This is a genomic window from Tessaracoccus sp. OH4464_COT-324 (genome assembly GCF_003932855.1).
Taxonomy (GTDB): Bacteria; Actinomycetota; Actinomycetes; order Propionibacteriales; family Propionibacteriaceae; genus Arachnia.
In genome coordinates, this window is record NZ_RQYZ01000008.1 from 41,091 (window position 1) to 54,029 (window position 12,939).

Below are 12,939 nucleotides of genomic sequence, written 5' to 3' on the forward strand. Positions count from 1 at the left end.
TATGGCTAAAATCCTCGCTTTCGACGAGGAGGCGCGCCGCGCGCTTGAGCGTGGTGTCGACGTCCTCGCCAACACCGTCAAGGTGACCCTCGGGCCCAAGGGCCGCTACGTCGTTCTCGACAAGAAGTGGGGCGCGCCCACCATCACCAACGACGGCGTGACCGTCGCCAAGGAAGTCGAGCTGGAGGATCCCTACGAGGATCTCGGCGCGCAGCTGGCGAAGGAAGTCGCCACCAAGACCAACGACGTCGCGGGCGACGGCACCACCACGGCCACCGTGCTGGCCCAGGCCATGGTGCACGAGGGCCTGCGCGCCGTCGCGGCCGGCGGGAACCCCGTCGGGCTCAAGCGCGGCATCGACAAGGCCGTTGAAGCTGTCGTCGAGCGGCTGCGCCAGAACGCCCGCGACGTGGACACCGCAGCCGAAATGGCTTCCGTGGCCACCATCTCGTCGCGCGACGAGCGGATCGGCGCCCTCATCGCCGACGCCTTCGACAAGGTGGGCAAGGACGGAGTCATCACCGTTGACGAGTCTCAGACCTTCGGCACCGAGCTGGAGTTCACCGAGGGCATGCAGTTCGACAAGGGCTACCTGAGCCCTTACTTCGTCACTGACGCCGACCGCATGGAGGCGGTGCTAGAGAATCCGTACATCCTGCTGCACTCCGGCAAGATCTCCTCGATGAGCGATCTGCTGCCGCTGCTGGAGAAGGTCATCGGCGTCAAGGGCACCCTGTTCATCGTCGCCGAGGACGTTGACGGCGAAGCGCTATCCACCCTCGTCGTCAACAAGATCCGCGGCACCTTTACCTCCGTCGCCGTCAAGGCCCCGGCCTTCGGCGACCGACGCAAGGCGATGCTGGAGGACATGGCTATCCTCACCGGCGGCCAGGTCGTCGCCCCCGAGGTGGGCCTCAAGCTCGACCAGGTTGGGTTGGAGGTGCTCGGCCGCGCCCGGCGCGTCGTCGTCACCAAGGACAACACCACCATCGTCGACGGTGCGGGCGAGTCCGCCGAGGTCGAGGCCCGCGTGGCCCAGCTTCGCGCCGAGATCGAGCGCACCGACTCCGACTGGGATCGCGAGAAGCTGCAGGAGCGGGTGGCGAAGCTGGCCGGCGGCGTGTGCGTGATCAAGGTTGGCGCCGCCACCGAGGTGGAGCTCAAGGAGGTCAAGCACCGCGTTGAGGACGCCGTGTCCGCCACCCGTGCGGCCATTGAGGAGGGCATCGTGGCGGGCGGCGGTTCTGCGCTGATCCATGCCGCGGCCGTCCTCGACGACTACCTGGGTCTGGAGGGCGACGAGCGCCTGGGCGTGCAGATCGTCGCGAAGAGCATGGTGGAGCCGCTGCGTTGGATCGCCGAGAACGGCGGCCTGCCCGGCTATGTCATCACCTCCAAGGTTGCTGAACTGCCCATCGGACACGGCTACAACGCGGCCACGGACGAGTACCAGGACCTGGTGGCCGCCGGCGTCATTGACCCGGTCAAGGTGACGCGTTCGGCTCTCGCCAACGCCGCATCCATCGCCTCCCTGCTGCTCACCACCGAGACCCTCGTGGTGGACAAGCGCGAGGACGAGGACGCCTGAGACAACTGAACCGAACTGGCCCCCGAGACCTGACGGTTTCGGGGGCCAGTTTTCGATGGAGTTTTTGGGTTAGTCGAGTTCCTGTCGACGCACCCGTGCTCTGGACAGCGCGTAGTAGGAGCAGAAGCCGAGGATGAGCGCCAGGATGACGCCGATGTTGCCGTAGGCCCACTCGCTCTCGCGGCCGCCGATCAGGAACAGCAGGTAGCCCTGCCAGTTGTTCCAGGCAGCGTCCTTGGCGAAACTGTTGACGACGAATCCCCAACCGACGCCGCACGCGACGCCCATGATGGCGAGGGCCACCCAGTTGACGGCGCCGTAGCGGCCGGAGGAATTGAACAAGCCGTGCTCGTCGTAGTCCTTCCTGCGCAGCAGGATGTCGGCCATCATGATGCCTGCCCAGGCGGCCAGCGGCACACCGAGGGTTAGGAGGAAGGACTGGAAGGGGCCGACGAAGTTGGGCGCATAGAACACGACGTAGATCGTGCCCATGGTAAGGATCAGGCCGTCGATCAGCGAGGCGACAGGGCGCGGGATGTTGATGCCGAGGGTGAGCAGGGTCAGCCCCGAGGAATAGATGCCGTTGATCGCGCCCGACAGCAGCGACAGGATTGCAGTGAGCAGGAATGGGATCAGGAACCAGGTTGGCAGCACCTGCGCCAGCGCCCCGACCGGGTCAGCGCTGATTCCGCTGGCGATTTCCTTCGACGATCCGGCGAGCATCAGACCGAAGGTGATGAGAACCGCCGGGCCGAGGGAACCGCCGAGGGTGTTCCAGAAGACGATGGCGCTGCCGTGTGCCTCGCGTGACTGGTAGCGGGCCCAGTCGGCTGCGATATTCACCCAGCCCAAGCCCATGCCGCTCATCACCATCGTCATGGCGCCGATCATGGCGGGCAGGGAGCCCGACTCGATGGCGAACAGGGAACCCCACCTGATCTCCGGGATGACGAGGGCGACGTAGATGATCGTCGTGATTCCGGTCAGCACGGTGAGGACGGACTGCATCTTCATGATGATGTGATAGCCAGCGACGGCGCCGAGCACGATCAGCGCAGCGACGATCGCGGCGGCGAAGATTTGCAACATGGTGGGGTCTTCGCCTACCCAGCCGAGGCGTTGAAAAATGGTTGCGGTGGCGAGTACGGCGGTGATGGCTAGCATGGTTTCCCAACCGATGGAGGTCAGCCACGAGACGACGCCGGGGGCCTTCGCGCCCTGCACCCCGAAGGCGGCACGGGACATCACCATTGTCGGCACGGAACCGCGCTTTCCGCCCAGCGCGATCACCCCGCAGATGGTGAAGGACAGCACCACGCCAAGGATGGCGACGACTGTCGCTTGCCAAAAGGAAATGCCGAAGTCGAGTACCCAGGCGCCGTAGCTCATGCCGAAGACGGAGATGTTGGAGGCGAACCAGGGTAGGAAGAGGTCGCGGGGGCGGGCGGTTCGTTCCGCTTCGCTCACGATCTCAATGCCGGTCAGCTCGATGCCGGATCTGGTGTTTTGCGCTAGCGGGGCTGCGTCGTTGGGGGAAGGCGAAGACATAGTTGGCTCCAAGCTCGACGGACGAGGACAGGGTGAATGCTACTTCACTCGCCGTTCGCCTGCGGCAGAAGACGTCAGGGATTACGCTGCGTTCAGACGTGGAAGGAGATGGCGTGCTGCCGGAGGAGTTTGCGAGTCATGTGATCGGCTCGGAGGACAGGGCTGCGGGCGAGCAGTTACGGGTTCTTGCTGGGGGGGAGGTGCAAGTCGCGGTGGTGCTCGGCTCCGGGCTGGCGGAGGCGCTGGACGGTTCGGAGGCTTGGGGGCAGCCCGACGCTCATGGGCGGTTGTCGGATCTGCCAGGGGTGTTGGCTCCGGTGGGGGACGGGCACGTCGACGCGCTACGAATCTATCGGGTGGCGACGCCGCAGAGGACGCTCCGCGTGGTGGTTGCCCTGGGGCGCACGCATCTCTTCGAGGGACACGGGCCTGGTCCGGTGACCGCGTTCGCCCGGGCTGCGTACTGCGCGGGGGCGGAAGTGGCGCTGCTGACGAACGCGAACGGCTGCCTGCGTGACTGGTCGTTGGGCGACGTGATGGCGGTCAGCGACCACATCAACTTCAGCGGGACCTCGCCGTTCGACGGCACAGTGTTCCTGGATCCGGCCACCTGCTGGGATGCGGAACTGACGGGGATGCTTGCCGAAGTGTGCCAGCGCTCCGGTACCTACGCTTTCCTGCGCGGTCCCGAGTACCAGACGACGGCGGAGAGTCGGTTGCTGGCGGCTGCGGGAGCGGATTGCGTCGGGATGTCCACCGTGCTGGAGGCCCTGATGTTCCGGGCGCTCGGGGTGCGGGTGTGTGGGATGTCAGTGGTGTCGGATCTGTCGTTTTCAGTGGCTGCCACGGACCCAGCCGCAGTGCTGGAGGTGGCTGCCAAGGCCCGACGAACAGTGCTGGAGGGCCTAGACGTGGTGCTTTCTGCGGCGAGTCAGTTGCGGGGTTGAGCGATTCAACGCACGAAGCGCAACGCCGGCCAAGCGGATCACTTTTTGATAACTTCGGCGGACCAGTGCGCGGCTGCGCGCAATGTTCGGTATCGTCGTGGGGGGACGCGACGCCGCGTCGCTCAACAACGTGATTCCAACGAAGGAATGATATGAAACGGTTCATCAAGTCTCGCCGGATCGCAGCCCTGGGGGCAGCTGCGTCCTTGCTGCTGGTCGCGGCTTGCTCCTCTGAGCAGGGCACTTCGGTGTCGCAGGATACGGACTGCGCGGCCTACCAGGTCTATGGCGATCTGAAGGGCAAGACGGTTAACGTCTACACCTCCATCGCCAGCGACGCTGAGGCCTTGCCCCACAAGAACTCCTACAAGGTCTTCGAACACTGCACTGGGGCGACCATCAAGTACGAGGGCAACCGCGACTTCGAGGCCCAGCTTCCGGTTCGCGTGCAGGCCGGGAACGCCCCGGATATCGCATTCATCCCGCAGCCCGGTCTGCTGAAGACGCTAGTCGAGCGTTACCCGGGGAAGGTGCTCCCAGTCGGAGACTCGGCCGTGAAGAACACCGACGAGTACTACGCCCCGGTGTGGAAGCAGTACGGTAGCGTTGACGGAACGTACTACGCAGTTCCGGTTGGTGCAAACGTGAAGTCTTTCGTGTGGTACTCGCCGAAGATGTTCGCGGAGAAGGGTTACGAGGTTCCGGATACCTGGGACAAGCTGATCAAGCTGAGCGAGAAGATCGTCGAGGATAATCCGGACGGCAACGTGAAGCCGTGGTGCGCCGGGATCGAGTCCGGCGGGGCCACGGGCTGGCCGGCAACGGACTGGATCGAAGACATGATGTTGCGCGCCAACTCTGCCGAGGATTACGACAAGTGGGTGAACCATGAGATCCCGTTCAACGATCCGAAGGTGCTCGACGCGATGGAGATGGCTGGCTCCATCCTGCGCAACGACAAGTTCGTCAACGGTGGCTTGGGCGACGTGAAGTCCATCGCAGGCATCTCCTACACGGAGGCCGGCCTGCCCATCCTCGAAGGCGCTTGCTTCATGCACCGCCAGGCGTCGTTCTTCCAGGCCAACTGGGGCGATGGCGTGACCGTGGGCGAAGATGGCGACGTGTGGGCGTTCTACCTGCCCAGCAAGACCACTGAGTCCAAGCCGATCTTGGGCGGTGGTGAGTTCGCTGCGATCTTCTCCGATCGTCCTGAGGTGCTCGCTTTCCAGGCCTATCTGACGAGCCCGGAATGGTCCAATGAGAAGGCCAAGGCGACGCCGGAGGGTGGTTGGTTGTCGGCCAACAAGAAGCTGGATCCGAAGAACTTGGCAAAACCCATTGACAGGCTGTCCTTCGAACTCCTGATGGATGAGAAGTCAGTCTTCCGCTTTGACGGCTCGGATCTGATGCCCAGCGCCGTCGGGGCTGGCACTTTCTGGAAGGAGTTGACCGACTGGATCGGGGTAGGAAAGAGCACCGCTGAGGTTGCGGACGCGATCGAGAAGAGTTGGTCTAAGTAGCCAAGTTTTCGTTGGGCCCGGAGTTGCCGCTTCGGGCCCAACCTAGAAAGGAGGTCCACTGTGGAGTGGCTACTTCGGCCAGAGAGCGTGCCCGAAAAGTTCGTGGTTATGCTGCTGGCCATCCTGCTTTTCGTTCTCGTCATGGGACTGGTCTTGGCGGTGGTGGATCGTCGGGGATTGCCCAAATGGGTACCGGTCACGGGATATCTCGGACCAGCGCTGCTGCTAATCTTCCTCGGGCTCTTCATTCCTGGGATGCAAACGATCTGGCGTTCCTTCTACGACGCCGACGGAAACTTTCTCGGGGTGAGCAACTATGTGACGATCTTCACCGACGGTAACTTCCTGGTGGTGTTGTGGAACACCTTCCTGTGGGTGCTCCTGGTTCCGCTTGTTTCGACGGCGTTGGGCTTGGTGTATGCGGTGCTGGTCGATCGCACGCGAGTGGAGAAATTCGCGAAGACGCTGATCTTTCTCCCCATGGCTATCTCGATGGTGGGCGCTTCGATCATCTGGAAATTCATGTACGAGTACAAGCCCGCCAGCGCAAAACAGACCGGGTTGGTCAACCAGTTTTTGGTGTGGCTGGGTTTTGAACCCCAGCAGTTCCTGCTTTCGCCGCCGCTGAACACCTTCATGTTGATCGTCGTCATGATCTGGATCCAGGCGGGTTTCGCAATGACCGTGCTATCCGCGGCCATCAAGGCGATTCCGGACGACATCATTGAGGCGGCGAAGATGGACGGAGTGAGCGGCATCCGGCTGTTCCGCTACATCACGATGCCCAGTGTGCGGCCGGCGATCATCGTCGTGCTGACCACCATCGCGATGGGAACGCTGAAGGCCTTCGACGTGGTTCGCACTATGACGGGCGGTCAGTTCCGCACGTCTGTGATCGCCAACGAGTTCTACACGCAGACTTTCACCCAGCAGCAGGCCGGCATCGGTGCCGCGCTCGCAGTTCTGCTGTTCATTATCATCCTGCCTCTGGTGATCTACAACCTGTGGCAGATGCGTATCACTGAGGGGGAGCGATGAGCGTTGATGTGGATCGCAAATTGACCCGCAAGGAGAAGCGTGCGGTTGAGGCTAAGAACAGGCTGAGTTCGCCGGTGGCCTCGGTCATCGCTGTGTTGATCGCGGTGTTCTGGACCGTGCCCACGGCTGGTCTGCTGATCACCTCGTTCCGGCCGCAGTCCGAGCTGCGGCGCAGCGGCTGGTGGACCGTGTTCTCCAACCCCAACTTCACGACGGACAACTACGCCAAGGCGCTCGGCACAAGCAACCTTGGCGACTCGTTCATCAACTCGTTCATCATCACGATCCCCTCGGTGGCGATCCCGATCGTGCTGGCGCTGCTGGCAGCCTACGCGTTCGCCTGGATCGATTTCCGGGGCCGCAACGTGTTGTTTGCTGCGGTGTTTGCGCTGCAGGTGGTGCCCATCCAGGTGGCGCTCATCCCGCTGCTCACCTCCTACGTGAACGTGGGCCTGGACGGCACCTACTGGACGGTTTGGCTGTCGCACACCATCTTCGGCCTGCCGCTGGCGATCTACCTGCTGCACAACTTCATGCGGGAGATCCCCGGTTCGCTGATCGAGGCAGCTCGGGTGGATGGTGCCGGGCATGTCCGCGTGTTCTTCCAAGTGCTGCTGCCGCTCCTGGTGCCGGCGATCGCCTCGTTCGCGATCTTCCAGTTCCTGTGGGTGTGGAACGACCTGCTCGTGTCCTTGACCTTCGCCCGCTCCGACTATCAGCCGATCACGGTGCGGATCTCGGAGATGGTTGGCAGCCGCGGTTCCGACTGGCACCTGCTGTCGTCGGGTGCCTTCATCTCGATGATTGTGCCCGTGATCGTCTTCCTCGCACTGCAACGCTACTTCGTTCGTGGCTTGCTCGCGGGCGGCGTCAAGGGCTGATATTTTGGATACGCACGGCGCCCTCTGGGTGGGGGCATTCGGCTCCCCACCCAGAGCGTTTGGCCGGTAGCGCGGGGCTTACCTGCCTGTCTGGCTGGGTGAGCAAAGCGGCTCGGAGCGGCGCGGCTGGGCCGGGGAATGAGCAGCCGATGTCGTGGAGCAGAAATGGGACTTGATGTTAGCCCCGAGGATGTCAAGCGGATCGCACGAGGTGTCGTGGGCTTGGCGGATGACATGCAGCAAGTGGCCGCGAGCTTCGTGTTGTCCCGCGGCCAAGGTTTCGAAACAGACGCGGCGATAGCGGATGTGGAGAATACAGTGCGGGAGATCGTGAGCCAGCTCGCGGGGCAGACCTGTGCTCTTGGCGAAGCACTGATGGACTCCGGGCAGTCCATCGTCGCGATGGAGGACGCTGGCAGCGAGGCAAGCGGCGCCTTCTTCAGAGGGGTGGGTTCGGCGTGATTACCGTCTCTGTCCTCCTGGGGTTCACCGGTGCTGATTGGCTGATATCGGCGGCCTCTTTGAAGAAGACGGCCAACGACTTCGAGGATTGGTCCAACGAGATCCGACACTTTATGGACAATCTGGGGGATGCCTGGCGCGACGAGATTGGCGAGATGATCAGGCAGCGCTATATCGAACAAGCTGAGGCGCTGCTTCAAGCCGCCGAGAAGGCTAGGCGGCTGGCCGCCTTGCTGGAAGAAGCCACAAGCCAAATGATGAACCATCGGAATCGGTTGGCCGACCTGAAGACACAAGCTGAGACCTATTCGCTCACGGTTACCGAGTCAGGAATTACCTTGCCGACCCCGGCAGCTTTCTGGCCGCCTACCCCGGCCCAGGCCAGCAAGGTCGCCGCGCTCTGTGCGGCGTTCAGCAACTCGATCCGAGAAGTACTTCGCGCCGCCACGGCCCATGACCGGAATGTTGCAAACAGACTGCGCGCCATCAGTTTTGATTCTGTCGAGCACTTCGATGGCGGCCCGCTTGACCTGTCGGATTCGGGGATAATCGAGCAAGTCCGGCAGAGCGCACAAGGAAGTTTCGGGTTCTGCGCTCTGCTCTCGCCCATCATGGCGCTCGCACAGGCAAATCCTGACTGGGTGCGCGAACACGTGAGGTGGGATCCCGAGACGGAGACCTACGAGGTGACGCTGCACAACCCCGACACCGGCGAACCGTACACGGTTCGGGTAGATCCGCGGACACTGGACAGCCGTGGTACCGACAACGGGCAGACGGGTGAGCCCAACTTCTTGTCCATCGTCGAGCAGGCCGTGCGTCAGGCGCACCCGAATATGGAGAGCACATCTTTCCCCGAAGCCTTGCGGATCCTGACCGGTCAGGAGGTGCAGGAGGTGAGGGCCGCCGACACGAGTTTTGACGACATCAGGGAAGTCGTGGAGAGAGATCCGCCTGGCGCTGCGATGGTGGCCACCACGGGTGCGGCGCAACCGCAGGACCTCGCGACTGCTCCGCCCGAAAAGCGCCTGGTTCCCGGGCACGCGTACCAGATCGCCGGTTTCACGGAAGACGGAGAGATCATCCTGCGCAACCCCTGGGGCCCGGACGGTGGGCGGTACCAGGTGGGCGATCCCCCGGCGGACTATTTCTGCCCGGGAGAGGTGGTGCTTACCGAGGCGGAGTATCAAGCCTGGCTCAACGGTACGGCCTTGGTTCCCAACCCCTAGCGTAAGGACTCAGCATGGTAGACGGTGATGTGGTTCGCGAAGCCTCGATGCGCTACGGAGCGCTGCTTGACGGCCTGCAAGCGGTTCTTGAACAGCAGCTTGGTCCGCTGGTTTGGAAGAAACGCGAGGACGCCCGGCGCGTCAACGACAGGGTGTACGGTCCCTCGGTTGAGGTTGGGCCCATCCGTGGGGCGGGGGTGGCCCTGTCGCTGGTTGACCCAGTAGAGCTGGGGAGGAGGGTTGACGACCATCTGGCGCTGAGCGGCTACCCGGCAGCCGTGATGAGCTATTCCCCTGCTGGTGAGGTGGTTTACACGGCGCAGCTTAGGCCTGGTGCGGCATTGGAGATTCGAGTCAAGGGACGGGTGCAGGCATCGGTGTTCAGCAGACTCGGTTAGGCCGTGGTGCCAAAACACTGCTGGAGTGGGCAGGCTCCGGGCAGGGCGAACCGGTCTTTAGCCGCTTTCTGCGTCGGGTGTACCGGTGCACGGTGGCGCTGGCCCTTTTCTCGTGGTTTGGTGTACCGCACTCCGGCATGACTTTCGCGATGGAGCCTGGGGCCGAAGGGATTGCGTGACCGGGTGGTTGACTGGAACCCGGACGGAAAGGATTGATAACCGTGGAACGAGCTGGTGTGAGCCTGGTGGCTGCAATTCTTGCGGCGGGATGTTGTTTTCTGACGCTGGCCGCCTGCTCGCCCAGCAGGCCGATCGAGGAACCTGACGTGAGCGTGCCCGGTACACCCGGAAGCGTGGTGACACCGCCGGGGTGGGTTCCAACCCCGGCCGCGATCGAGGTGGCGACGGAGGGCATCGTCGAGCGGCATGAGGCGCTGCTGGCGGACTTGCGAGCCGCCGCTGAGCAGCGGGTCGGTCCCCTGCACTGGCAGGCCCCCGCGCTCAAGAATGAGCCCGAGGCGTGCGGGGTCCGCATCGAGCAAACCGCCCCGCTCGGCAGGAGCCTTGCCGAGGTTCGGCCCGACGAGTTCTCGGCAGCCATGCTGGAGGCGGCAGCGAAGCACGGCTTCTCCGCCAACACCCGAGAACTGTTCCTCGGCAATGGCGCGCAACTCGTTCTAGCGGAAGACGACGAAACCGCACGGGTGGAGATTTACCTGAAGGGCCGCGTCGAGCTCCGGTTGTTGCTTCCACTGGCAGCGAGCCAGTGTTCGAAGCCGGCGCAGTAAACCGTCGCGCGTCTGCGCCCGGAAACTGTGCACCGGGGACGTTTCCCCGAGCGTGCGGTGCGGCCTAACCGGGGCACCGGCTCGGCGCTGAGCCAGCCCACGTGAGGAGCCAGCGTGTCTCGCGCCCACCTGCCGCTGCTTCGGTAGAGTCTTGGGCGAAGACACACCAACTCAAGGACGAGAGGGCAACCGGTGAAACAGGGATGGAAGCTCGCCGCGCTCGCCGGTGGCTCGGCGCTGGGCATGATGATGTCCCTCTCCGGCGCTTTAGCGGCCTCGGCGGAACCGAACGACACCGCGGTGATTGTGCATCCCGAGCCGGGCGACCCGACGTCGGGTCTGCAGCAGGCGTTGAACACCGTCGGCCCTGGGCGCGGGATCCGGCTCGTGTCCGGCGCCAACTACACCATCCGGCGGCAGCTCGTGCTGCCTCGTGGTCTCGCTTTCTTCGACGGAGCCGGCGCCACCCTCACCGTGCAGCAGGCGGGTGCCGAGGTACTGGAGAATGCCATCGTGCTGCGCAGCGACGCCAGCGGAGTGCAGATCAGCAACCTGACGATCGACCTCAACGCCGCCCCGAAGGCCCGAGGCATCCTTATGCTCGCCGACGAGAAGGCGTTGGCGGGAGCCAGTGGGCCACAGGTGATGGACGATGTGCAAATTCGCGACCTAGCTCTGCACGGCGTCGGCTACAAGGGCATCGAGGTCGTTGCGCGGGAGGGCTCGGTGCGCAACATCAGCATCGAGAACAACCTGATCGTCTTCTCCGGGTCTGCCGAGGACAAGACCAATGAGGGTGACGTCGGCATCTCGGTAGTGGCAACGCCGCCGCGCAGCGCCGGAGAGAATTGGACGAACTTCCTGCGCCACGGCGACGTCGGCTCGTCCCCACGCTTCGCTCGCGGGCTGCGCATCGTCGGCAACCGGATCCACGGCGGCTATTACGGAATCGGGCTCGACGGGGTGGCGGACAGCCTGATCGAGCGCAACCTCACCTTCTGGAATACCCGCAGCATCTCGCTGCAGAACCATTCCGATCGCAACCGGGTACTCGGTAACCACTTCAACGAGAGCCGCTCGGCGAGCATCCACGTCGCCTACAACTCGAACAACAATTCGATCACGGGCAACACGGTCACGACGGGTCGCGCGGAGGGTGAAGGGCTCATGCAGGCCTACCAAGGCAGCACCAACAACGCCTTCAGCGACAACGTGGTGCGCAACTTTGCCGGGGCGGGCACGAGCGCCAAGTGGGCGCTCTACACCGCGACCGGCTCGCACGGCACCCGGTTCACCAACAACGTCGTCTCCGGCCCGGCGCAGCGGGCTCTGGTGGCCGTGGAGTCCGTCTGGGACGGGCACGCCGCGGCCCCACACAGGCACGGCTACATGACGGCAACCGCCGTGGAGAGCCCCGGCGGGGGAGCTCCGGTCGACTACGTGGGTGGGCGCGGCTCTTTGAACGATGTCGTGCTTGGCGGCAACGTCCTGCATCAGTTCGGTCAGGCGCCGTGGGCCTTCGTGGGCGCGGACGCCAGCAACAACAAGCAGTTCTGCCCCGGCGGGTGCGTCGGAGACATCAATCGGCTGGTTCTGCGCGACAACCAGCTGTTGGGGGTCAGTAACGCGGAGCCGACGCTACACATCGGCGAGGTGCCGGGGGTGCGCCGGCCTGTGGCCACCGTCGTGAACCGGCGCACGCGGCCGGTGCGGGCCCACAGCCAGGTTCGCGACGGCCGGGTGGTTGACCTCGTGACGGAAAGCGCAACGGTTAGGGCCGGCGGGCAGGATGTGTGGCTGCTCGGTGACCGGCCGCTGTCCGGACGCGGCGATGAGCGGGACAACGTGCTGGTGGGTAACACCGCCAGCAACCGCTTGACCGGCGGAGGGGGGAAGGATGTGCTTCGTGGCGGGCGCGGCGGCGACACGCTGATCGGTGGGCTCGGGGCGGATCGTTTCGTGCTCGACGTGCCCCCGCACCGGGAAAACGGGCAACGGGCGGAGGTCGACGACATCATGGACTTCGCCGACGGCGACAGGCTCGTCCTGCCGAAGGTGCTGTTTGGGGAACTCCGCGGCGACTGGTTCGCCCCCTCCGCGGAGTCCCGAACCCCGCAGAGCCGGGTCTACCAGTCGGGCAGCTTCCTGTTCTATGACGCCGACGGCTCGGGCCCCCTAGCAGCCCCGGTGGGCTTGGCGGCCCTGCGCAACGGCTGGGTGCTCAGACCCGGAGATTTCGAGCAAGAGTAAATGCGGGGCTCTTCGGAGGCGAATCGGGCCACTCGTGGTTGGTTCCGAGGTTTGCTGGCTTTGGTGGCTGAAGGTTGACGGTGCTTGGCGTGGCCAAGCCCGCCTGGCCTCCGAGAAGTCCGCGCTTGCCCTGCCCGTCAACCCGTTAGACACTTTCCACCTGGCGGGCCGCTTCAGCAATCGGCACCTCACCAGCCAAGACGCCAGAGACGATCCCAGCTTTCTTCTCCACCGGAATTACAGGTGGTCTACCCAAACCTGACTTTCCGTCAAAACTCACTTAACGGCCC

Annotated in this window: 11 protein-coding genes; 10 read left to right on the forward strand and 1 reads right to left on the reverse strand. The window is 64.0% G+C overall.

The window, feature by feature from the left end; translation table 11 throughout:
• The first annotated feature begins 1 nt into the window (after nt 1).
• The gene (groL, locus tag EII42_RS06170; protein ID WP_125171238.1) at nt 2-1,588 is read left to right on the forward strand and encodes a chaperonin GroEL; all 1,587 of its coding nucleotides are present in this window, start codon (nt 2-4) and stop codon (nt 1,586-1,588) included.
• 69 nt (nt 1,589-1,657) lie between these two features.
• Here groL and EII42_RS06175 read toward each other — a convergent pair whose 3' ends face one another.
• Nucleotides 1,658-3,136, reverse strand: a complete 1,479-nt coding sequence (locus tag EII42_RS06175) for a cytosine permease (protein ID WP_125171239.1) — start codon at nt 3,134-3,136, stop codon at nt 1,658-1,660.
• A 32-nt stretch (nt 3,137-3,168) separates the two neighbouring features.
• Between EII42_RS06175 and EII42_RS06180 the strand changes: the two genes are divergently transcribed.
• From EII42_RS06180 to EII42_RS06220, 9 genes are all read left to right on the forward strand, one after another.
• Nucleotides 3,169-4,083: a purine-nucleoside phosphorylase gene (locus tag EII42_RS06180; RefSeq protein WP_199729811.1), complete on the forward strand. Its 915-nt coding sequence runs from the start codon at nt 3,169-3,171 to the stop codon at nt 4,081-4,083.
• A 152-nt stretch (nt 4,084-4,235) separates the two neighbouring features.
• Entirely contained in the window at nt 4,236-5,603 is a 1,368-nt protein-coding gene (locus EII42_RS06185; protein WP_125171240.1) for an ABC transporter substrate-binding protein, read from the forward strand.
• A 60-nt stretch (nt 5,604-5,663) separates the two neighbouring features.
• On the forward strand, nt 5,664-6,641 hold the full coding sequence (locus tag EII42_RS06190; RefSeq protein ID WP_125171241.1) for a carbohydrate ABC transporter permease: 978 nt from the start codon (nt 5,664-5,666) through the stop codon (nt 6,639-6,641).
• A complete protein-coding gene (locus EII42_RS06195) occupies nt 6,638-7,522 on the forward strand; it encodes a carbohydrate ABC transporter permease (RefSeq protein WP_125171242.1) in 885 nt (294 codons plus the stop codon). Before EII42_RS06190 ends, EII42_RS06195 begins: the two co-directional genes overlap by 4 nt.
• 165 nt (nt 7,523-7,687) lie before the next feature.
• The gene (locus EII42_RS06200) at nt 7,688-7,984 is read left to right on the forward strand and encodes a hypothetical protein (RefSeq protein ID WP_125171243.1); all 297 of its coding nucleotides are present in this window, start codon (nt 7,688-7,690) and stop codon (nt 7,982-7,984) included.
• Complete coding sequence (locus EII42_RS06205) at nt 7,981-9,213, forward strand: C2 family cysteine protease (RefSeq protein ID WP_125171244.1); 1,233 nt, start codon at nt 7,981-7,983, stop codon at nt 9,211-9,213. Before EII42_RS06200 ends, EII42_RS06205 begins: the two co-directional genes overlap by 4 nt.
• Nucleotides 9,214-9,227: 14 nt before the next feature.
• Complete coding sequence (locus EII42_RS06210; RefSeq protein WP_125171245.1) at nt 9,228-9,611, forward strand: hypothetical protein; 384 nt, start codon at nt 9,228-9,230, stop codon at nt 9,609-9,611.
• Nucleotides 9,612-9,832: 221 nt separating this feature from the next.
• Entirely contained in the window at nt 9,833-10,399 is a 567-nt protein-coding gene (locus EII42_RS06215) for a hypothetical protein (protein ID WP_125171246.1), read from the forward strand.
• Nucleotides 10,400-10,591: 192 nt separating this feature from the next.
• Entirely contained in the window at nt 10,592-12,649 is a 2,058-nt protein-coding gene (locus EII42_RS06220; protein ID WP_125171247.1) for a right-handed parallel beta-helix repeat-containing protein, read from the forward strand.
• The last annotated feature ends 290 nt before the right edge of the window (nt 12,650-12,939 follow it).